The sequence below is a fragment of the Sphingobium sp. YBL2 genome (assembly GCF_000943805.1).
Taxonomy (GTDB): domain Bacteria; phylum Pseudomonadota; class Alphaproteobacteria; order Sphingomonadales; family Sphingomonadaceae; genus Sphingobium; species Sphingobium fuliginis.
On record NZ_CP010954.1, the window covers coordinates 4,047,907 to 4,069,978 of the forward strand.

General features: G+C 66.0%; 16 protein-coding genes and 1 tRNA gene. 12 read left to right on the forward strand and 5 right to left on the reverse strand.

Going from position 1 to position 22,072, the window contains the following annotated elements; all coding sequences use genetic code 11:
* Window positions 1-482 precede the first annotated feature (482 nt).
* The 4 genes from TZ53_RS18650 (at window position 483) to TZ53_RS18665 (ending at window position 4,907) form a co-directional block, all read left to right on the forward strand.
* Complete coding sequence (locus tag TZ53_RS18650) at window positions 483-1,763, forward strand: CmpA/NrtA family ABC transporter substrate-binding protein (RefSeq protein ID WP_044662301.1); 1,281 nt, start codon at window positions 483-485, stop codon at window positions 1,761-1,763.
* Window positions 1,764-1,777: 14 nt separating this feature from the next.
* Window positions 1,778-2,734 carry a nitrate ABC transporter permease gene (ntrB, locus tag TZ53_RS18655; RefSeq protein ID WP_053085683.1) on the forward strand — a complete coding sequence of 319 codons (957 nt, stop codon included), beginning with the start codon at window positions 1,778-1,780 and terminating at the stop codon, window positions 2,732-2,734.
* A 17-nt stretch (window positions 2,735-2,751) separates the two neighbouring features.
* A complete protein-coding gene (locus TZ53_RS18660) occupies window positions 2,752-3,555 on the forward strand; it encodes an ABC transporter ATP-binding protein (protein WP_044662303.1) in 804 nt (267 codons plus the stop codon).
* A 68-nt stretch (window positions 3,556-3,623) separates the two neighbouring features.
* Window positions 3,624-4,907 carry an alginate export family protein gene (locus TZ53_RS18665; RefSeq protein WP_044662304.1) on the forward strand — a complete coding sequence of 428 codons (1,284 nt, stop codon included), beginning with the start codon at window positions 3,624-3,626 and terminating at the stop codon, window positions 4,905-4,907.
* A 341-nt stretch (window positions 4,908-5,248) separates the two neighbouring features.
* Here the strand turns inward: TZ53_RS18665 and TZ53_RS18675 are convergent.
* The 3 genes from TZ53_RS18675 to TZ53_RS18685 form a co-directional block, all read right to left on the reverse strand.
* Window positions 5,249-5,325: transfer RNA gene (locus tag TZ53_RS18675), tRNA-Pro, on the reverse strand.
* A gap of 131 nt (window positions 5,326-5,456) precedes the next feature.
* Complete coding sequence (locus TZ53_RS18680; protein ID WP_007689093.1) at window positions 5,457-5,669, reverse strand: hypothetical protein; 213 nt, start codon at window positions 5,667-5,669, stop codon at window positions 5,457-5,459.
* A gap of 155 nt (window positions 5,670-5,824) precedes the next feature.
* Window positions 5,825-7,201 carry a M28 family peptidase gene (locus tag TZ53_RS18685; RefSeq protein ID WP_044662306.1) on the reverse strand — a complete coding sequence of 459 codons (1,377 nt, stop codon included), beginning with the start codon at window positions 7,199-7,201 and terminating at the stop codon, window positions 5,825-5,827.
* A 102-nt stretch (window positions 7,202-7,303) separates the two neighbouring features.
* Here TZ53_RS18685 and ettA point away from each other — a divergent pair, with 102 nt between their 5' ends.
* From ettA to trxA, 8 genes are all read left to right on the forward strand, one after another.
* The gene (gene ettA, locus TZ53_RS18690) at window positions 7,304-8,989 is read left to right on the forward strand and encodes an energy-dependent translational throttle protein EttA (RefSeq protein ID WP_044662307.1); all 1,686 of its coding nucleotides are present in this window, start codon (window positions 7,304-7,306) and stop codon (window positions 8,987-8,989) included.
* A gap of 374 nt (window positions 8,990-9,363) precedes the next feature.
* The gene (locus tag TZ53_RS18695; RefSeq protein ID WP_044662308.1) at window positions 9,364-11,709 is read left to right on the forward strand and encodes a sensor histidine kinase; all 2,346 of its coding nucleotides are present in this window, start codon (window positions 9,364-9,366) and stop codon (window positions 11,707-11,709) included.
* Window positions 11,702-12,160: a tRNA (adenosine(37)-N6)-threonylcarbamoyltransferase complex ATPase subunit type 1 TsaE gene (tsaE, locus tag TZ53_RS18700; protein ID WP_044662309.1), complete on the forward strand. Its 459-nt coding sequence runs from the start codon at window positions 11,702-11,704 to the stop codon at window positions 12,158-12,160. The genes TZ53_RS18695 and tsaE overlap by 8 nt, the downstream gene beginning before the upstream one ends.
* On the forward strand, window positions 12,157-13,143 hold the full coding sequence (locus TZ53_RS18705) for an aminoglycoside phosphotransferase family protein (RefSeq protein ID WP_044662310.1): 987 nt from the start codon (window positions 12,157-12,159) through the stop codon (window positions 13,141-13,143). The genes tsaE and TZ53_RS18705 overlap by 4 nt, the downstream gene beginning before the upstream one ends.
* Complete coding sequence (locus TZ53_RS18710; protein ID WP_025548951.1) at window positions 13,140-13,850, forward strand: nucleotidyltransferase family protein; 711 nt, start codon at window positions 13,140-13,142, stop codon at window positions 13,848-13,850. The genes TZ53_RS18705 and TZ53_RS18710 overlap by 4 nt, the downstream gene beginning before the upstream one ends.
* Window positions 13,843-16,818: a double-strand break repair protein AddB gene (gene addB, locus TZ53_RS18715; RefSeq protein ID WP_044662311.1), complete on the forward strand. Its 2,976-nt coding sequence runs from the start codon at window positions 13,843-13,845 to the stop codon at window positions 16,816-16,818. Before TZ53_RS18710 ends, addB begins: the two co-directional genes overlap by 8 nt.
* Window positions 16,799-20,242 (forward strand): double-strand break repair helicase AddA, encoded by a 3,444-nt coding sequence (addA, locus tag TZ53_RS18720; protein ID WP_044662312.1) that lies wholly within the window; start codon window positions 16,799-16,801, stop codon window positions 20,240-20,242. The genes addB and addA overlap by 20 nt, the downstream gene beginning before the upstream one ends.
* Window positions 20,243-20,271: 29 nt before the next feature.
* The gene (gene trxA / locus TZ53_RS18725) at window positions 20,272-20,592 is read left to right on the forward strand and encodes a thioredoxin TrxA (protein ID WP_044662313.1); all 321 of its coding nucleotides are present in this window, start codon (window positions 20,272-20,274) and stop codon (window positions 20,590-20,592) included.
* A 45-nt stretch (window positions 20,593-20,637) separates the two neighbouring features.
* On the opposite strand, the gene TZ53_RS18730 is transcribed toward trxA, so the two are convergent.
* The gene (locus TZ53_RS18730; protein WP_044662314.1) at window positions 20,638-21,249 is read right to left on the reverse strand and encodes a glutathione S-transferase family protein; all 612 of its coding nucleotides are present in this window, start codon (window positions 21,247-21,249) and stop codon (window positions 20,638-20,640) included.
* Window positions 21,250-21,266: 17 nt separating this feature from the next.
* On the reverse strand, window positions 21,267-22,064 hold the full coding sequence (locus TZ53_RS18735) for an inositol monophosphatase family protein (protein WP_044662315.1): 798 nt from the start codon (window positions 22,062-22,064) through the stop codon (window positions 21,267-21,269).
* Between the last annotated feature and the right edge of the window lie 8 nt (window positions 22,065-22,072).

The window sequence follows — 22,072 nt, forward strand, 5'->3', positions numbered from 1 at the left end:
GTTTTAAATGGTTATTTGTTATTTTAAGGAGATGCCGGGCCCACCAATTTCTTCACACCGTCGATCTGCTTGGCCAGACATATCTTGCGCAAGCGTGCAGGGTTCATGACGCCTGCCGCCCGATCTGGAAAAGCGCAGGGCGGTTATAATTTGTGCAACGCAAAAATTTCGCTTGCGACTCGGATGAATCGGTGACAGCTTCCCTCCCGTCGAAGCAGGGGCGCTTCGGCACATAGGTTGGGCCTGCCGATGACGGTCAGGGTTCAGCTTCGGTTGATGAAAAGACCGACATGGCAATGACGCCGCCTGGACAAGGTCCGATGACCTTCGTTCCGGCGGCTTTTTTATTGGGTTTTCGCTGGCGGCATGGATGCTGCCGGGCGGCTTTCGGCATCGATTTTCGTGCGCTGGATCGCTTCCGGCGATGGCTGGTTGCGCGCTGCTTCCGGCGGTCACGGGCAACAAGGAAAGGACATCAGGGAATGGCAGAGGGGGATAATCAGCATGGCGTCAGCCGGCGCGGGCTGCTGAAGAGGAGCGGAACGGCGGCGCTGCTCGCTGCGGTGCAGCAGGCATTTCCATCGGGGGCGTTCGCAGCCGGGGCAGGACCGGAAGTCACGGGCGCCAAGCTGGGCTTCATCGCGCTGACCGATGCGGCGCCGCTGATCATCGCCAGGGAACTGGGCTTCTTCGCCAAATATGGCATGCCCGACGTGCAGGTGGCGAAGCAGGCGAGCTGGGGCGCGACCCGCGACAATCTGGTGCTGGGAAGCGCGGGCGGCGGCATCGACGGGGCGCATATCCTGACGCCCATGCCCTATCTGCTGACGCTGGGCGCGATCGGCAAGGCGACGCCGATGAGCATCCTCGCCCGCCTTAATGTCAACGGCCAGGCGATCTCCGTATCCAAGGAATATCTGGGGGCCAGGGCGGACCTCAACGCCGGAAAGATGAAAGGCGTGATCGCCCAGCGCAAGGCGGCCGGCAAGAAGATCTCCATGGCGATGACTTTCCCCGGCGGCACGCATGACATGTGGCTGCGCTATTGGCTGGCGGCCGGCGGGATCGATCCGGACAAGGATGTCGAACTGATCACCGTGCCGCCGCCGCAGATGGTGGCGAACATGAAGGCCGACACGATGGACGCCTTCTGCGTGGGCGAGCCGTGGAACGACCAGCTCGTCGCGCAGCAACTGGGCTACACCGCCGTTTCGACCGGCCAGATGTGGATGAACCACCCCGGAAAGAGCTTCGCCATGCGGTCCGACTGGGTGACGAAATATCCCAGGGCGGCGCTGGCGATCACGGCGGCGATCATCGAGGCGCAGCGATGGGCGGACAATCCCGGGAATATCGCGCGACTGGCCGGGACGATTGCGGGGCGCGACTATCTGAAGTGCCCGATCACCGACATTGCCGACCGCCTGCAGGGCAATTTCACCATGGGCGACGGACGGAAATTCCCGAACGCGGCGTTCAGGATGAAGTTTTTCGCGGGTTACGCCTCCTTCCCCTACAAGAGCCACGATCTCTGGTTCCTCACGGAGAACCAGCGCTGGGGCAAGCTGCCCATGACGTTGGATAGCAAGGGCGTGATCGCGAAGGTCAACCGGTCCGACATCTGGCGCAAGGCCGCCGCGATGCTGGGCGGCAAGGGCCCGGCCAGCGACAGCCGCGGCGTCGAGAAATTCTTCGACGGCAAGACCTTCGATCCCGCCAACCCCAAGGCCTATCTCGCCAGCCTGGCGATCAAGCGCGTATGATGAAGGAGATCAGCATGGCATCGCCATCGCCCGGCAGGATGAGTGGGCCGTCGGCTTCGACCGGCGGGTCCAGCACCGAATTGGGTGTCATCCTGCCCTATCCCGAGCAAGCCATCGCCCGCCGCAGTTTCGAGCCGGTGGCAGCGCCCGAGCATCCGCTGATCCGCGCAGCGCGATCCGGGGCGGCCAGCATGCTGCCGACCATGGTGATGATCGCGGGGCTGCTGGCCTTCTGGCAGTTGCTCTGCGGATCGCCGAGCGCGACGTTCCCCAGTCCGCTCGCCGTCTGGCAGGAAAGCCATGACGTCATCATGCATCCGTTCAAGGGCGTGGAGATCGGCCTTACCCATTTCAGCATCCAGGACGGCGGCGACGTCGGCATTGCCGGCCATGTGCTGACCAGCCTCAGCCGCGTGCTGATCGGCTACAGCATCGCGGCGGTCATCGGCGTGGCGCTGGGCATCCTGATCGGGCAGAGCGTCTTCGCCTTCCGCGCGCTCGACCCGCTGTTCCAGGTGCTGCGCACCGTGCCGCCGCTGGCATGGCTGCCGATCAGCCTCGCCATCTTCCAGCAGGCGCAGCCCTCCGCCATCTTCCTGATCTTCATCACCGCGATCTGGCCGATCATATTGAACACGGCGGCAGGGGTGCAGACCATTCCGGCCGCCTATCGCAACGTCGCCAAGGTGCTGGCGCTCAATCCGATCGAATATTTCGTGCGCATCATGCTGCCCGCCACCGTGCCGCACATGTTCACCGGTCTTCGCATCGGCGTCGGCATGAGCTGGCTGGCCATCGTCGCGGCCGAGATGGTGCAGGGCGGCACCGGCGTCGGCTTCTTCATCTGGGACAGCTACAACAGTTCGCTGCTGACCGACACCATCGTCGCGCTGATCTGGATCGGCATGGTGGGCTTCGCGCTGGACCGCATCGTCGCCTTTGCAGGCCGCATCATCGGCCGCGCAGGCTGACAGGGGAGGGCATTTTCATGAAACAGCGCAGCTATCTCGCGCTTGAGGGCGTCACCGTCGAATTTCCGACCAGGGCAGGGCGCTTCTGCGCGCTCGACGGGATCGATCTGGAGGTTGAAAAGGGCCAGTTCGTGGCGCTGATCGGCCATTCCGGCTGCGGCAAGTCGACGCTGCTCAATGCGGTCGCCGGGCTGGTCGAGCCGACGCGGGGAGCGATCTTCCTCGACGGCGAACTGGTCGACGCGCCGGGGCCGGATCGGGCGGTCGTCTTTCAGGACCATAGCCTGCTGCCCTGGCTGACGGTCGAGGAGAATGTGCGTCTGGCCGTCGACAAGACGGCGGGCGGCAGGAACAGGGTCGAACGCAGGGATTGGGTCATGCACAATCTGGAACTGGTCCAGATGGCCCATGCCGCGGGCAGGCGGCCCGGCGAACTGTCGGGCGGCATGAAGCAGCGCGTCGGCATCGCCCGCGCCATCGCCATGAACCCACGCGTCCTGCTGATGGACGAACCTTTCGGCGCGCTCGACGCGCTGACACGGGCGGCGCTTCAGGACGTGGTCATGGATTTGCAGGCGCGGCTGAACAACACCGTGCTGATGATCACCCATGATGTCGACGAAGCGGTGCTGCTGGCTGACCGGGTCGTCATGATGACCAACGGCCCGGCGGCGCGGATCGGGGAGGACCTTGCCGTGGCGCTGGCCCGTCCCCGGAACCGGCTGGAGGCTGTCGACACGGCCCAATATGCCGAAGCGCGTTCCGCCGTCATCCACTTCCTGCACGAGCGCTACCGCAATCCGGCGACGCTTGCCGCCTGAAATCCGGTTTGGAGAGGACGCCCTGAACAGGCCCGGAAAGGCCATCGGGAGCAAATGAAGGGGGATTTATGAAGAAGGTTTCTTTCCTGTTTTCGGCGTCGGCCCCAATAATGGGACTGTCCGCGATCGCGGGGCCGGCGCTGGCGCAGGATGTCGTTTTCAAGCCGATCGTGGAGGCCCGCCTGCGGTACGAAACGGTCGATCAGGCGGGCCCGGCGCCGCTCAGCACCAGCCGCGATGCCCATTCCGTGACGATGCGGCTGCGCGCGGGCGGGGAGGTTTCGAAGGGTCCCTGGGCCTTCCTGGCCGAAGCCGAAGGCACGCTGGCGATCGATGAGGACTATAATAGCGGCGTCAACGGAAAGACGCTCTATCCCATCGTAGCCGATCCGGAGACAGTCGAGGCCAACCGGGTGCAGATCCAGTACCGCACAAAGCCGCTGGTCGTGACCATGGGCCGTCAGCGGATCAACCTGGACGACCAGCGCTTCGTCGGCTCCGTCGCCTGGCGGCAGAATGAGCAGACCTTCGATGCCGTGCGCATCGAATATATGGGGATCAAGAACCTGAAGGTCGACCTCAGCTACGCGATAGCGGCGCGGACGATCTGGGGCATGGACGGCGGCAAGTTCGGTTCGGCCAACCGGCCGACGGACATCAAGGGCGACGATGTCTTCGCCAACATCTCCTACAAGACCAAGCTCGGGACTCTGACCGGCTTCGCCTATCTGGTGGACGAGGATGAGGCGGTGGCCGCGCTGAGGCGCAACAGCAGCCAGACCTATGGCCTGCGCTTCACCGGTGCGCAGCCGCTGGCGAAGAAGGTGAAGCTCAGCTACCTCGCCAGCTATGCGCGGCAGAGCGACCATGCGACCAATCCTGTCGATTATTCGGCGGATTTCGTCACGGCGGAACTGGGGCTGGACATTGCCGCCTTCAAGTTGACGGCGGGCTATGAATTGCTGGGGTCGGATGCGGGCGCGACCGGCATCGCGGGCGGTTTCGCCTTCCAGACGCCCTTTGCCACGCTGCACAAGTTCAACGGCTGGGCCGACAAGTTCCTGACCACGCCCGGCACCGGCATTCAGGATTATTATGCCGGCGTCGCCTATACCGTGCCTAAGGTGGGCAAGGCCGGACCGCTGGTCGCTTCCTTCATCTACCACCGGTTCAGCAGCGACCGGCTGTCGATCCATTATGGCGACGAATATGATGCGCAGGTGACGCTGAAGCTGAACAAGCATCTGAGCGCGCTCGTCAAATATGCGGATTATGATCGCAAGGGGATCGCCAGCTACACCGGCGATGCCGATACCAGGAAGTTCTGGGCGCAGATCGACTACGCGCTCTGACATTTGCCTGCGGCTCCAGGGCCGCCGTGGCGGGCCATCGCTGCCGGATCAAGGGACCGGCGGCGGTGGCCTTCACCTGTTGCCAACGCCTGTTGCCACCGCCCGCTGCCGGGCTGCTCCGGGCCGCATGGGCAAGGGCGCGGCATCGGCGGAACCTCCTGGCTTCCCTGCTCGTTGAGCCTGCGAAAGCAATAGCAGGCGATGGAGGATCGACAGGATGGGCAAGGGCATTTTGCTGTGGTTGCTGGGCGTGCCCATTCCCATCATCATTATCCTGTGGCTGCTGTTCCGCTGAACAGGCCGTCGCTCAGCCTGCCGGAAGAGCCCGGTATCCAGGGTAATGGTCGGGGAGACAGGATTCGAACCTGCGACATCCTGCTCCCAAAGCAGGCGCGCTACCAGACTGCGCTACTCCCCGGCGCTCGCGGGCCTTAGCGGCGAAGCAGGCCGCACGTCAATCGCGCTTTTGGCCCCAATCCCGCCCGCATAGAAAAAGGGCGGATCGTACCAAGACGATCCGCCCTTTCGAAAATCTCGCTGGAGCGAAGATTATTCGGCGTTCGCGGCGTTGCCGGCGACGTTCGCAGCGTTGGCGGCGTTGTCGGCAGCGTTCGCGGCGTTGTCGGCAGCGTTGGTGGCGTTTTCGACAACGTTCTCAACAACAGCGTTCGAAGCGTTCGCGGTCTCGTTGGCCGGCTTCTCACCGCAAGCGGCGAGGGCCATCAGGCCGGCCGAAGCGAAAACAACAGCGATCTTCTTCATTGTGTACGGCTCCCATAGCATTTTGCCGCGTCGTCACACCAAAATCGTGACTTACGCGAGCGACCCGCATTAACGTGTGCGCTGCACAAATCAATGCTTTTCTGCGTCGGTGAAGCGACAGAATCACGCGACAGGGTGTTGTCTACAATAAAAGTTCAGTTAACGCCTAGCGATTCCGGCGCATTTGCGATTTCGAAAAGTGCAACTGCCCAGGCGGCGACATTCTGGCGAAGCTGCGTGGGATCGATCTTGTCCAGCGTGTCGTCCGGCGTGTGATGAATGTCGAAATACCGGGTGCCGTCCTGCTGGAGATCGATCACCGGAACGCCGGCCTTCACCAGCGGTTCGATGTCGGAACCTCCGCCCGCGGGCAATCGGCTGGCCCCGATGCCGAGCGGCGCCAGCCCGGCCACGACCCGGCGGGCAAGCGCATCATGGCCTTGCGGCAGCTTGAAATCCGCCCGCCAGACGCGATCTGCCCCGAAGTCCGATTCCATCGCCATGGCATGTGCTTCCTTGCCATGGGCGTCGTAATAGGCGCGGCCGCCATTGCCGCCCACTTCCTCCGCACCGGCCATCAGCACGCGGATGGTGCGGCGGAGCGGCCCGGCCTTGGCCGCCTGAAGCGCCGCAGCGGCCACGATGCCGCAGCCTGCGCCATCGTCTATCGCCCCCGTGCCCTGATCCCAGCTATCGAGATGGCATGCGGCGACGACCACGCCCGCCTTGGGATCGCTGCCGGGGATTTCGGCCAGGACATTGCCCGAGGGCTGGTCCTTCAGCATCTTCGAACTGAGCGTGAGGTGAAGCCGCACCGGCTGCCCGCGGGAGACAATCCGGACAAGCTGTTCGGCATCGGGCACGCTGAGCGCGGCGGCGGGAATGGGTTTCACGCCATCCGCCCACATCTGAACGCCTGTATGGGGCTGGCGATGATTGTCGGTGCCGATCGAGCGGATCAGGATGGCTATGGCGCCCTTTTTAGAGGCGATGCTGGGACCCTGGCGGCGGGTCGCGCCGAAATAGCCATAGGAACTGCCGTCCTGCGTCGCGTGCATGGCATGGCTGACAAAGGCGATCCTGCCCTTCAGGCTGCCTTCGGGCGCGGCCTCCAGATCGGCCAGCGTGGGGAAATAGACGACCTCTCCCTCGATCCCTTTGTCTGGGGTGGAGGCGCTGTTGCCGAGGGCGGCGAGAACCAGGGTCTGCGGGAAGGGGGCGATCACGCGGGCCTCGTCATGGCCACGCAGCCATACGGGCATGGTGTAGGGTTCGGCCCGGACGTTGGAGAAGCCAAGGCCCTTGAGCTTCGCCACGGCCCAATCGCGGGCCCGTGCTTCCTGTGGGGTGCCGGCGGGGCGGGGTCCGACCTCGGTGGTCAGGCCTTCGGTGAAGTCCATCGCGACCTCGTCCGTCAGGGCCGACGCGCGAATCGCCTCCAGCCCGGCCGGCGCCGCGGCAAGAGGAAGGACAGGGGTGGATATGCTGCCGAGGAAAAGGGCGGCAAGCGTGCCCGATCGGATTTTCTGCATGGATCAAGGCTTAGCGGGACATCCCCCATTTGCCAACGCGTTCCGCCTCCGCTAACCCGGCGCCAATTTCCAACGATTGTCCTTTCGGAGCTGCTTCAAGCCATGTCCGCCTCCTCCCAATACGCCTTCGTCATGAAGAGCATGACCAAGAGCTTTCCCGGCGCCGCCAAGCCGGTGCTCAACCAGATCAACCTGCAATTCTATCGCGGCGCGAAGATCGGCATCGTCGGCCCCAACGGCGCGGGCAAGTCGACCCTGATGAAGATCATGGCCGGCATCGACACGGATTTCAGCGGCGAGGCATGGCCGGGCGAGAATATCTCGGTCGGCTACCTGCCGCAGGAGCCTCAGCTCGACCCGAACAAGACGGTCTTGGAAAACGTCAAGGACGGCGCGCGGGAGATCGCGGACAAGCTGGACCGCTTCAACGAGATCAGCATGATCATGGCCGATCCGCCGGAGGACGTCGATTTCGACGCGCTGATGGAGGAAATGGGCACGTTGCAGGAGCAGATTGACGCCGTGGACGGCTGGACGCTCGACAACCAGCTTGAGATCGCGATGGAAGCGCTGCGCTGCCCGCCTTCGGACTGGCCGGTCGACAGCCTGTCGGGCGGTGAGAAGCGCCGCATCGCGCTCACCCGCCTGCTGATCCAGAAGCCGGACATCCTGCTGCTAGACGAACCGACCAACCATCTGGATGCCGAGAGCGTCGAATGGCTGGAAAACCACCTGAAGGAATATGCGGGCGCGGTGCTGATGATCACCCACGACCGCTACTTCCTCGACAATGTGGTGGGCTGGATTCTCGAACTCGATCGCGGGAAATATTTCCCCTACGAGGGCAACTACTCCACCTATCTGGAGAAGAAGTCCAAGCGTCTGGAGCAGGAAGACCGCGAGGCGACCGGGCGTCAGAAGGCGATCAACGACGAGCTGGAATGGATCAGGGCCGGCACGAAGGGCCGCCAGACCAAGTCCAAGGCGCGCATCAAGAAGTTCGAGGAACTGGTCGCCAGCCAGGAGAACCGTACCCCCGGCAAGGCGCAGATCGTCATCCAGGTGCCCGAGCGTCTGGGCGGCAAGGTGATCGAGGCGAAGAATATCTCAAAGGCCTATGGCGACAAGCTGCTGTTCGAGAATCTCTCATTCATGCTGCCGCCGGGCGGCATCGTCGGCGTGATCGGGCCGAACGGCGCGGGCAAGTCGACCCTTTTCAAGATCATCACCGGGCAGGAGCAGCCTGATTCGGGTGAGATCGACATCGGTTCGACGGTCCGCCTCGGCTATGTCGACCAGAGCCGCGACCATCTCGACCCGTCGAAGAATGTGTGGGAAGAGGTTTCCGACGGCCACGATTATGTGAAGGTCAACGGCCACGACATGTCGACGCGCGCCTATGTGGGCGCCTTCAACTTCAAGGGGCAGGACCAGCAGAAAAATGTCGGCAAGCTGTCCGGCGGTGAGCGCAACCGCGTGCACATCGCCAAGATGCTGAAGAAGGGCGGCAACGTGCTGCTGCTCGACGAACCGACCAACGACCTCGACGTCGAAACGTTGGCGGCGCTGGAAGAGGCGATCGAGAATTTCGCGGGATGCGCGGTGGTCATCAGCCACGACCGCTTCTTCCTCGACCGTCTGGCGACTCACATTCTGGCGTTCGAAGGCGACAGTCATGTCGAATGGTTCGAGGGCAATTTCGAAATGTATGAGGAGGACAAGCGGCGCCGTCTGGGCGATGCGGCGGATCGTCCGACGCGGCTTGCCTACAAGAAGCTGACGCGCTGAGCCCGGCGATGCAGCGCGAAAATGCCCAAGGGATTGCAATCATTGCAACGATGGGCATGTTTTTCGCACTTGCAAAATGACGTGCTGCACTGCACATAGGAGGGGCCTTTCAGGCATCCTCTCCTAAAACTTTCAGGCCGGTCCTTCGGGATCGGCCTTTTTTTTGGTGTAAAGCGCCTTGTTGGCGCCTGCTCACCCATGTGGGCGATCTTCCGACACCGCCGCGATCCCTTCCGCGATGTTCCCCGACAATGATTTCACCGCAAAGCATGATTCTTTCCATCTCGGTGCTTCACCCTGCATCTGACTTGGGTTAGTCCCCTCAGAACCAAGGACGGGGGCAGACATTCGGCGATGAGGGCGAAGCAGGTTTAATGGCGTTGACCCCTCTTGCTGCCGTGATACTGGGCGTCGTCCTGGCCCTCTGGCTCGGTGCGGCGGTCTGGGCGCTGTCGAGCGGCCAGCGCCGGCGCCGCGAAGGCATGCAGGCGCAGGGAAAGCTCGACCGGCTGTCGGTCCTGCTCGCCTCCGCGCCGGCCGCGCCCATCGTCATTCATCCCGACGGGCGGCTGGAGGCGGCAGACCGCCTCGCCAAATGGCTGGGCAAGGATCGGGTGCCGACTTTCGTGTCCGAACTGACCGCGCCCGACGGCGGCCTGGAACCCGATGATGCCGCCGCGCTGGCTCGGGAGATCGAGGCGGCCCAGCGCGCGGGGCGCAGCTTCGCGCTGCCGGTGCGGGGCGTCGATTCGTCTCGCCTGCTGCTGGTTCGCGGCGCGCCCGCAGGGCCGGTGCTGGCCGAAAGCGGCGGCGTTGTCCTCTGGATATTCGACGCGACCGACAGCCAGTCGGAAATCCAGACCCTGAAGGGCAGGGTGGAACAGCTTCGGGAAGCGCTGGAAGCGCTGGCAGGCCTGGTGGAAGCGGCGCCCTTTCCCATGTGGCACCGCACGGCGGACATGCGGCTCAGCCTGGTCAACACGGCCTATGTCCGTGCTGTGGACGGAGAGAACGCTCGAGAGGTCATCGCCAACGGCACCGAACTGGTCGAGACGGTCGGCGGATTGACGCCGCAGGCGGCCGCCGCGCAGACCCTTGCCGACGGCGCGCCGGTGGAGCGCATGGTTCCCGCGACCATCGACGGCGAGAGGCGGACCATGCGCGTGGTCGATGTTCCCCTCGGCGGGGCAGGCGTCGCCGGTTTCGCCATGGACCAGAATGAGCTGGAACAGGCGCGCGTCGAACATCGGCGGCTGGAGGCGGCGCAGCGCGACCTGCTGGATCGCCTGTCCGCCGGCGTGGCGCGTTTCGGGTCGGACCGGGCGCTGCGCTTCTGGAACCAGCCCTTCATGAGCCTGTTCGGGCTGGATCAGGAGCGGCTGGCCGACAATCCGCCGTTCGAGCGGGTTCTGGACCAGATGCGTGAAGCACGCAGATTGCCCGAGAACAGGGATTTTCCGGCGTGGCGCGCGGAACGGCGCGACTGGTTCCTCTCGCCCGACCCGCGGGAGGAAAATTGGCTGCTGGCCGACGGCACCCATTTGCGCGTCTATGCGCAGCCGCTGCCCGACGGCGGGTTGCTGCTGATCTTCGAGGACCGGACGGAGCAGGTCCAGTTGTCCAGCGCCCGCGACACCCTGCTCCGCGTCCGTACCGCGACCTTCGACAATCTGTTCGAATCGATCGGCGTCTTTTCCTCGGACGGACGCCTGCACCTTTGGAACAGCCGTTTCCGGTCGATCTGGGACGTGCCGGAGGATTTGCTGGCCAGGCATCCCCGGATCGACGAACTGATGCGCGCCGTCCAGTCGCGCCTCGCCAAGCCGCAGCAGGCGAACCTCGTCCGCGAACTGGTGCGCGCCGCCACGGTGGAGCGCAAGCAGCGCGTCGGCCATGTCGGCTTTGCGGACGGACGCATCTTCGAATTCGCGGCGATCCCGCTGCCCGACGGCAATGCGCTGTTCACCATGCTCGACGTCACTGACAGCCGCCGCGTGGAACAGGTGCTGCGCGACCGCAACGACGCGCTGGAGCAGGCCGACAAGGTGAAGACCGCCTTCGTCACCAATATGAGCTACGAACTGCGCACGCCGCTCACCACCATCGCCGGTTTCGCGGAGATGATGAGCGCGGGCTATGCGGGCGAACTGAGCACTTCCGCCCGGGAATATGTCGACGGCATCCTGCAAAGCACCAACCGCCTTTCCATGCTGATCGACAATGTGCTGGACCTGACGCAGGGCGAGGCGGGGATGCTGCCCATCGAAAAGGCAGATGTCGATCTGGCGGCGGAAGCGCGGGACGCCGTGGCGCGGATCAAGGCGGACGCGACGGGCAAGGGGATCGACCTTGCCATGTCGCTCCAATCGAGCCTTGGCACGGTGCAGGGCGACAAGCGGCGGATCGGTCAGGCGCTGGATCATCTGCTGGAAAATGCCGTGCGCTATTGCAACCGGGGCGGCCGGGTGCTGCTGCACGGCGATGGGACGAGCGACTTCGCCCGCCTCGTCGTATCGGACAATGGCCCGGGCATCAGCGCCAGGCGACAGGCGACGATCTTCGACGCGTCTTCCCGGACCGAGCAGGCGCGCAACGGCAGCAAGGCAGGCATCGGCCTGCCACTCGCCAGACAATTGGCGCAGGCGCATGGCGGGACGCTGGAACTGGTGTCGGAGCCGGGGCAGGGGACCATGGTCGTGATCGAGCTGCCCCGTGGCTGAGGATGAGATCGTGCTGGCCGGGGAGGCCGACATGCTGGCATTCGGGCATCGGCTGGCCGCGCTGGCCCGCATCGGCGACGTCATTGCGCTGGAAGGCGGGCTGGGCGCGGGCAAGACGACGCTTGCCCGTGGGATATTGGAAGGACTGGGGCTTGAGGAGGAAGCGCCAAGCCCCAGCTTCGCCATCGTCCAGCCCTATGACATTCCCGATGTGAAGCTGCCCGTCGCCCATGTCGATCTCTACCGGCTCGACGGGCCTGAAGAGGCTGGGGAACTGGCGCTCGACGACTATCTGACGGACAGCCTGCTGATCGTCGAATGGCCCGACCGGATGGGCGAGGGCGCATGGCCCGATGCCCTGCGCTTCCACATCGCGATGGAACCCGACGGCGCTCGGCGCTTGACAGCGGACGTGCCGGACGCTTGGACGGAGCGATGGTCACAGATATGATCCCGCCCGCCGCCGCTCCCGCCTTTCTCGCGCAGGCGGGGTGGGGGCAGGCCGCCATCGTGCCGCTCGCCGGCGATGCATCCTTCCGGCGTTATTTCCGGGTGATCGACGGGCCTCGCCGCGCCGTGCTGATGGACGCGCCCCCGCCGCATGAGGACCCGAGGCCCTTTATCGCCATTGCTGAGCATCTGACGGAGAATGGCTTTGCCGCGCCCCGGATATTGGCGCGCGACCTGGAGGAAGGGCTGGTCCTGATCGAGGATTTCGGCGATCTGCGCGTCAAGGAGCATGTCGAGGAGCAGCCCGAAGCCGAACGGGATGTCTATCGCCGCGCCGTGGACCTGCTGGCGGCGCTGCATCGCCTGCCGGCGGCCGACGTGCCGCCCTATGACCGCGCCGTCTATCAGCGGGAAGCGGGATTGCTGACCGAATGGTATTGTCCCGCCATTGGCCTGCCGGTGGATGAGGCGGGCTATGTCGCGGCATGGGACGCCGTGCTGCCGATGGTCGAGCGGTCGTCCAGCCCGGTCGTCACGGTGCTGCGCGATTATCATGCGGAAAATATCATGCTGATCGACCGGGCGGCGTCGCATGGCCTGGGCCTGCTCGACTTCCAGGATGCGCTGGCGGGGCATCCGGCCTATGACCTCGTCTCGCTGCTGCAGGATGCGCGCCGGGACGTGCCGCCCGCGCTGGAGGCGGCGATGCTCGACCATTATCGCGCCATCGCCCATCCCCCGGCTGACTTCGACGCCGCCTATGCCGTGCTGGGCGCGCAGCGCAACGCGAAGATCATCGGCATCTTCACCCGCCTGTGGAAGCGCGACGGAAAGCCGCGTTACCTCTCCTATCTGCCCCGCATGTGGGACTTGCTGGAACGCGACCTCGCCCACCCGGCGCTGGGGCCCGTGGCGGCATGGTTCGCGGCCAATATCCCTGCCGGGAAGCGGCACCACGCGCTAGAGGATTACGCCCCGGCATGATCGACACCGCGATGCTGATGGCGGCTGGACTGGGCAAGCGCATGCGGCCGTTGACGGCCACCCGCCCCAAGCCGCTGGTCAAGGTGGCCGGCAAGCCGCTGATGGACCATGCGCTGGACCGGCTGGCGGCTGGCGGCATCCGGAAGGTGGTCGTCAATGTCCACTATCTGGCGGATACGGTCGAGGCGCATCTGGCCGCGCATAATGAAGGCATGCAGATCGCGATTTCGGACGAACGCAGGAAGCTGCTGGAAACGGGCGGCGGGCTGATCCACGCCAGGGAGCAGTTGGGCGACGCGCCCTTCTTCTGCGCCAATAGCGACAATCTGTGGATCGATGGCCCGCAGGAAACGCTGGGGATGATGCGCAGGATCTGGAACCCGGACCGGATGGACGCGCTGCTGCTGCTGGTGCCGCTCGCACGCGCCCATTGCCACCGGGGGCCGGGCGATTTTCACATGGACGCGAACGGACGGCTGACACGGCGCAAGACCGCCCATGTCGCGCCGTTCGTCTTCACCGGCGTCCAGATCATGTCGCCCGCGCTGCTGGTCGATCCGCCGTCGGATGTCTTTTCCACCAATGTCTTCTGGAACCGGGCGATAGAAACGGGTCGTCTCTACGGCGTCTCGCATCAGGGGCTTTGGTTCGATGTCGGCACGCCGCAGGCCATTCCGGTCGTGGAGTCGATGTTGGCCCATGGGTGAACGCACCCGCCCGGCGCTGTTCAACATACCCGCGCACCGCGCCTTTTCCGACGCGCTGGTAACGGGCATCCTCGCCCGGCATGGCGATGATCCGATGCGGCTGGCGCAGGGCATGATCCTGCTGCCCAACAACCGCGCCATCCGGTCGGTCAGCGATGCCTTCGTCCGCAAGTCGGGCGGTGGCCTGCTGTTGCCGCGCCTCGTCGCGCTGGGCGATCCCGATCTGGGCGAACAGGTGGGCGGCGCGCTCGATCCGTTGGGGGAGGATGACCCCATAGCGCCCGCCATCGCGCCGATGCGCCGCCAGATGATCCTGGCGCGCATGGTGCAACAGGCATCGGCGCACCCCGTCGATGCGGGCCAGGCGTTGAAGCTCGCCCAGGCGCTGGGCGCGGTCCTCGACCAGATGCAGGTGGAGCGCGTTCCCATGCGCGCGCTGGCGGAACTCAGCCTGTCGGACGATCTGTCGCAGCATTGGCAGACCTCGCTAAGGCTGTTCGGCCTGTTGCTGGCGCAATGGCCGCAGGAGCTGGCGCGGCTGGGGTGCATCGACCTCGCGGACCGCCGCAATCGCCTGCTGGACCGCATGACGGCGCGCTGGACCAAGGCGCCGCCGGAGGGTTTCGTCATCGCGGCGGGCATGTCCACCACGGCGCCGGCAGTGGCCATGCTGCTCCGGCGGATCGCGATGCTGCCGCAGGGGGCGGTGGTCTTTGCCGGTCTGGATCAGGAGATGGACGGCGATGCCTGGGATGCCATCGGCCCCTTCGATGCCGACCCTCTGACCGGCCGCGCACCTGCGGGGCATGAGACCCATCCCCAATATGCCCTGAAACGCCTGCTCGACCGGATGAGCGTCACGCGCGACGATGTGGCGCTCTGGCGCTGGGGCAGCGAGCATGACGCCCGCGCCGTCCGGGGGCGCAACATCTCCAACGCCATGCTGCCGCCGCGCCTGACGAGCCGCTGGCGCGACCTCAGGACCGCAGACCGTTCGCTCGCCGGGGTGGAGGCGCTGGAAGTCGCGACGCCGGGCGAAGAGGCGCAGGCGATCGCCATCGCCCTGCGCGAAGCGGTCGAGACGCCGGGCCGCACCGCCGCGCTGGTGACGCCTGACCGGCAATTGGCGACCCGCGTGTCCGCGCACCTGCGCCGCTGGGGCATGGAGGCGGACGATTCGGCGGGTCAGCCGCTGTCGCGCCTGCCGCCCGGAACGCTGCTGATCGCCATGGCCGAGGCGCTGGCGGAGCGCTTTGCCCCCGTCGCGCTGCTGACCCTGCTCAAGCATCCGCTCGTCATGCGGGGGGAAGGGCGGCTTGCCTGGCTGGAGGGCGTGCGCGGGCTCGACCTGTTGCTGCGCGGACCAAGGCCGCGGGCGGGCATCCATGGGATCGACCTGTTGCTGGCCGAACGGGAGGGCGAAGACCGGCAAAGCGCCTTGCGCGCCCGCACGCGGCAGTGGTGGGGCGAAGCCCGCGCGCTGCTGGAACCGCTGGAGCAGGCCTTCATGGCTGCGCCGGACCTTGCCGGGCAGTTGGCGGCCATCCGGGAACATGCCGGCCGTCTCTCCCATGATGCGGTCTGGGCCGGGCATCAGGGTCATGCCGCCGCAGACCTTTTCGCGGAGATGGAGGAGGCGGCGAGCGAAGGGCCGCGTCAGGCCGACATACGCGCGCTGCCTGCCCTGTTCGACCATCTTCTGGGCGGCCTTTCGGTTCGCCCGCCGCAGGGCGGCCACCCCCGGATCAGCATTCTCGGCCTGATCGAAGCCCGGCTGGTGCAGACCGACCTCATGATATTGGGCGGCCTCAACGAGGGCACATGGCCGGGCCTGCCCGCGCCCGATCCATGGCTCGCCCCGCGCATTCGGCGGGAGATCGGGCTGCCCGGCCTGGAAAGCCGCATCGGCCTTGCCGCCCATGATTTCGCCAGCGCCCTTGGCGCGCCGCAGGTGCTGATCACGCGCGCCCGGCGCGGGGCTGGCGGTCCGGCGGTCGCCTCCCGCTTCTGGCTGCGGCTGAAGGCTATGGCGGGGCCGCAATGGAAGAGCGCCGACCGCTATGCCGCTCTGGCGCAGGCGATCGACCATGCGGAGGAGCACAGGCCCGCCCGACGCCCCGCGCCGGCGCCGCCTTCGTCAGTGCGTCCGAAGGTCATTCCGGTCACTGACGTCGACCGGCTGAAGGCCGATCCCTACGCCTTCTATGCCAAGCGCATCCTGCGACTGGCGCGGCTCGAGCCGGTGGACGCCGATGCCGGACCCGCCTGGCGCGGCACGGCCGTGCATGAGATCCTCCAGCGATGGGCGGAGGAGGGCGACGGCGATCTGGCCGATCTGGAAGCGCGTGCGCGGGCGATGTTCGACCGGCCGGACGTCCATCCCTTGCTCAAGGCGCTCTGGCAACCGCGCCTTATCGAAGCGATACGATGGATCGCGGCGGAGGTGGCGAGCGATCTTGCCGCCGGGCGGAAGATCCTTTCGGTGGAAACGGAAGGCCGGGCGGAGATTGCCGGGGTGACGCTGACCGGGAAGGCCGACCGCATCGACCTGCTGCCGGACGGGAGGCTGGGCATAGTCGACTACAAGACCGGCAAGCCGCCCAGCGCGCGGCAGGTGAAGGCGGGCTATGCGCTGCAACTCGGCCTGCTGGGCCTGATCGCGGAGCATGGCGGCTTCCCCGGCACCGATTCCGCACCCGTGGCGGGCAGTTTCGAATATTGGTCGCTCGCGAAGAAGGGCGACGCATTCGGCTATCGCGAAAGCCCCGTCGACCCGCTGGGCAAGCGGGATAAGATCGTCACCGCCGACTTCACCTCCCAGGTTCATGCGCAGTTCGAGGAAATCGCCGCCGCCTGGCTCAACGGATCGGCGCCCTTCGATGCGCAGGTGAACCCGGAAGTCGCCAATTATGGCGATTATGACCAGCTCATGCGGCTGGAGGAATGGTATGGCCGGGACGATGGCTAGAAAGCACAACGCTCTGCAACCGCTGGCGGGCGCGCAGGCGCAGGCCGCCGCGCCCGATGCGCATGTGTGGCTGTCCGCATCGGCGGGCACGGGCAAGACCCATGTGCTGACCGCCCGCGTCTTCCGCCTGCTGCTTCAGGGGGTGCAGCCGGAAAATATCCTCTGCCTCACCTTCACCAAGGCGGGTGCGGCGGAAATGGCGGATCGCGTGCACGATCGACTCGCCGCCTGGGTGCTGATGGACGAGGCCGACCTTTTCCACGATCTGGATGCGCTGGGCGAGGAGTCCGGACCGGAAGCCCGCGACCGCGCCCGCCGCCTTTTTGCCGAGGTGCTGGAATCAACCGGCGGCGGGCTGCGCATCCAGACGATCCACGGCTTCTGCCAGCAGTTGCTGACGGCCTTCCCTTTGGAGGCCGGCCTGCCCCCCGGTTTCCGTCCGCTCGACCAGCGCGAGCAGGCGACGCTGGCGCGGCAGACGCTGGCCGACATGGTGGTGGTCGCGCAGGAGCAGGGGGACGAGGCCCTGATGGAGGCGTTGCAGGCGCTGAGCCTGCGCCTGGGGGAGGGCGGGGCCGAGAATTTCCTGCTGCGCTGCGCGGCCCGGCTGGACGCGCTGGACGCCTTGCCGGAGGACATCGCGCCCTGGCTGCTGCGGGAACTGGACCTGCCAGAAGGCGACATCGACGCGCATATTGCCGAACGATGCGCGGACGAGCTGTTCGATATGCGCACGCTCATCTGGATCGCGCAGGCCAATGCGGACTGGGGCACTGGACGGGCGCTGGAACGCTGCGACAGGATCGCGCGCTGGCGGGCTCTCGATCCAGCGGGGCGGGCCGCTGCGCTGGCCGATCTCCACGCGGTCTGGGCAAAGGCGGACGGCGAGCCGATCTCGACCGCCCGGGGCTGGGCGCCTTCGGTGGACGGCTATGGCGATGCGATTGCGCGGATGCACGAATGCTGTTCCGGGCTGCTGGGCCTTCGGACCCGCGCAGCCTATGCCGCCCTGCTCGCCAGGGCTTTGCATGCCGGCCGCGTCTATGCGCGGGCCTATGCGGAAGCCAAGCGCCTTGCAGGAGCCGTGGATTTCGACGACCTGATCGCCAATACGGCGCAACTTCTGTCCCAGCCGGGCATTGCCGACTGGATTCGCTACAAGCTCGACCAGCAAATCGACCATATATTGGTGGACGAGGCGCAGGATACCAATGTCAGCCAATGGCAGATCGTCGGCGCGCTGGCGGCGGAGTTCTTCGCGGGCGAGGGCGCCAAGGGCGACAGGGTGCGCACCATCTTCACGGTGGGCGACTTCAAGCAGGCGATCTTCGGATTTCAGGGGACGAGCCCCGAAGCCTTCCGCGCCGCGCAGATCGTCTTCCAACGCCATGCGGAGGACGCAAGCCATATATTCCACGACCTCTCGCTTCAGCACAGCTTCCGCTCGACGCCGGCCGTGCTGGATGTGGTCGACCGCACCATAGCGACCCTGCGTGCCGAACGCTTCGGCCTGGAGCCGGGCGAAGTCCGGCACATCAGCGCCAACCGCTTTCCGGGAGAAGTGCTGCTCTGGAAACCCGTCATCGCCGGCCTGTCCGACGATGCGGAGGGGGAGGAGGATTGGGCCGCCGATCAGGAGCGGGTGCTGGCCCAGAGCATCGCGCGCCAGATCAGGCAGTGGATCGATGACGGGCTGATGCTGGAGAGCCGGGGCCGCCCCGTGACGGCGGGCGACATCATGATCCTGGTCCGCCGCCGGTCCGAACTGGCGCGGCTGATCGTCGCGCGCCTCTATGAGGAGAAGGTGGCTGTGGCGGGCATCGACCGCCTGCGCCTGAACGCGCCGCTCGCCGTGCGCGACCTGCTCGCGGCACTGCGTTTCGCCGTGCAGCCGGAGGATGACCTGAACCTGGCAGCGCTGCTGGTGTCGCCGCTGATCGGCTGGACGCAGGATGAACTGATGACCCGCCTCATCGGCCGCCGCTTGGGGTTGTGGCAGCATCTGACAGCGACGTTGGACGACGCACTGCTGCACCCCTTGCGGCAGTTGCTGGCGCAGGCGGACTTCACCACCCCCTATCGTTATCTGGAGGCGATATTGTCCGGCCCGATGGATGGCCGCCGCCGCCTGATCGAGCGTCTGGGGTCGGAAGCGGCCGATCCGATAGAGGAATTGCTGAACGCCGCGCTCGCCTTCGAGAATGACGATCATCCCTCGCTCCAGCGCTTCATCGACTGGTTCGACAGGGGCGAGGTGGAGATCGTGCGCGATGCCGCCGCGCAGGGCGACTCGCTCCGCCTGCTGACGGTGCACGGGGCGAAGGGACTGCAGGCGCCCATCGTCATCCTGGCCGACGCATGCCTCGATCCGGACGCAGGCAATCGCGCCGATTCGCTGGAGTGGAACGGCTTGCCGATCATCGCGCCGCGCAAGGGGGAGAGGCAGGGGGCAATCGGCCAGGTGGCCGAGGAGGCCAGCGCCGTCGAGCGCGCCGAACATTGGCGCCTGCTCTATGTCGCCCTCACCCGGGCGGAGGAAAGGCTGGTCGTCGCCGGCTCGCTCGGTCCCCGCGCCAGGGGCGAGGTCAAGCCCGAAAGCTGGTATGCCGCCGTTGAAGCGGCGCTCATTTCGCTGGACGCGGAATGGGAGGCCGATCCGCTCTGGGGCGCGCGGCGGAGCTGGCGCGGAAGCGAAATCCTGCCCGCCAGACCCCTGGAGACGGCTGTTGCGGAAAACCGGACGGCGCATGACGAACCGGATTGGCTCCGCCGCCGCGCCCCTGCCGAGGCGCGCCCTCCGCGTCCTCTGGCGCCCTCCGCTGCGGTGGAGGACGATGTGCCCTATCCGCCGCCGACCCCCGCGATGCGGGACGCGGCCGAACGCGGGCGCTGGCTGCACCGGCTGTTCGAAAGGCTGGCCGATGTGCCGCCGGATGCCCGCCGCTCCCGCGCCGACAACTGGCTGGCGCAACAGGGCCTTGGCGATCCGGCGCGGCGGCATGACGTCATGGAACAGGCATTGCGAGTGATCGAAGACCCGCGATTTGCCCCGCTGTTCGGCCCCGATGCGCTGGCCGAAGCGCCCATCGCCGCCGTGGTGGGCGAGGCGGTGATCGCCGGCACGGTCGACCGGCTGCGCATCGGTGACGATGTGGTGCAACTGGTTGATTTCAAGACCGGCCGCATATCGCCGCTGGTGGTGGAGGAGGTGCCATTGGCCCATGTGCGGCAGATGGCCGCCTATGCAGCCGCGCTCCAGGTGATCTTTCCGGGCCGCAGGATAGAGGCCGGCCTGCTCTACACATCCGCGCCGAGGCTGATCACCCTGCCGCCGGAACTGTTGGAGCGGCACAAGCCCGGCTTTCCGCCCGCGCAGGAGAATTTGCCGCTTCCGACCGTTGAGGCGGATGCGTCGCCATCCTAAATATCCGGCAACCGAAGGAGATACCCAAAATGGCTACCAAGGCAGTCACCGACCTCAGCTTCCAGCAGGACGTCATCAACGCGGACAAGCCCGTGCTCGTCGATTTCTGGGCGGAATGGTGCGGTCCGTGCAAGATGATCGGCCCCGCGCTGGAAGAGATTTCGGACGAGCTGGCTGACAAGGTCACCATCGCGAAGATCAATATCGATGAGAATCCCGATGCGCCCGGCCGCTATGGCGTGCGCGGCATTCCGACGATGATCCTCTTCAAAAATGGTGAAGCCGCCGCCACCAAGGTCGGCGCCGCGCCCAAGAGCGCGCTCAAGGGCTGGATCGAAAGCGTTCTTTGATAGCCTTCCCGCAAGGTGCCCCTGCAAAGGCAGGGGCATTTTGCCTCAAGTCAGCGGGATCATGACCGTCCCGGCATAGGCGGGTCTTTCGCGCAGCCTGTCATACCAGTCCCGCACATGGGGCACGTCCGGCCGTTCCATGTCCAGCGTGAAGAAGCTGTGCGCATAGACGCCCATCGGCACGTCCGCGACGCCGAAGCTTTCGCCCGACAGCCAGCGCTGCCCAGCCAGGGCGCGGTCGAGGATCAGCATCGCCTCTCCCGATTGCCGCGCCGACTCAGCCACTGCCTCCATGTCGCGATCTTCCACTTTCCTGCGGACGAGGTTCAGGAAGGCGCCTCGCTGCGCATCGGCAAAGCTGAACTGCCAGTCCATCCATTTGTCGCCCTGGGCCCGTATCGCCGGATCGGTGGGCCACATGCCTTCCGGGGCATGGCGTGCCGCCAGATAGCGCAGGATCGCATTGGATTCCCACAGCACCATGTCGCCGTCCTGGATCGTCGGGACCAGCCGGTTGGGGTTCATCGCGACATAGGCGTCGCTCATCCCGAACTGGCCGCCGACATCGTGCCGGACATAGGGCAGGCCGATTTCACCGGCGAACCAGGCGACCTTCTTCACATTATGCGAGTTCAGGCGTCCCCAGATCGTCAGCATGCCCATCCTTCCCTTCTTCAGCGGAACAACCGGTCCGCCGCCAGATCCCAGAGGCGCGGGGATGAAGCCCCCAGCAGCCCGCGCCGCAAATCGCCCACGACATAAGGCGATCCGTCCAGCCGCTGGCACAGGCCGCCCGCTTCGTTCACGAACAGCGTTCCCGCCGCATGATCCCAGGGCAGGGTGCGGGCAAAGACCGACAGGTCATTCTGTCCCAGCACCAGGCGCGGATATTGCTCGGCGGCGCAGCGGGGAATATCCACCAGCCGGAAAATGGCCTCCGACCGGCGTCTGACGTCGGCGCGCTCCTCCTCCGTCATGAAATAGACGGCAAGCGCCGCGATCGGCAGCGGTTCGCCGCTCTCCCGCGCATAGACCTGCTCCCCGTCGATATGGCTGCCGGCGCCCAATATGGCGTGGCACAGGCGTCCGGTCAGTGGGTCCAATATCCACCCGGCCAGGATCGTTCCTGCGTCCGCCAGCGCGACCATGATGCCGAAGGGCGGCCTTCCGGCGGCGAAATTCCCGGTCCCGTCGATCGGGTCGATGATCCAGTTCAGCCCTTCGCCGGCACGGTCCAATATGGCGGGGTCGGCGGCGCAGGCTTCCTCCCCGATGATGCCGGCTTCCGGCAGGATCGCCGCCAATCCTTCCGCCAGCCGGATTTCGCTTTCCCTGTCCGCGATGGTGACGAAATCGTCGGCCGCCTTCTCGCTGATCTCATGACTGGCGAGGTTGCGGTAGCGCGGCATGACAACGTCCCGCCCCACCTGGCGCATCAGCGCTACGACCGGTTCATGCAATTCCGTCGGCATCAGGGCCG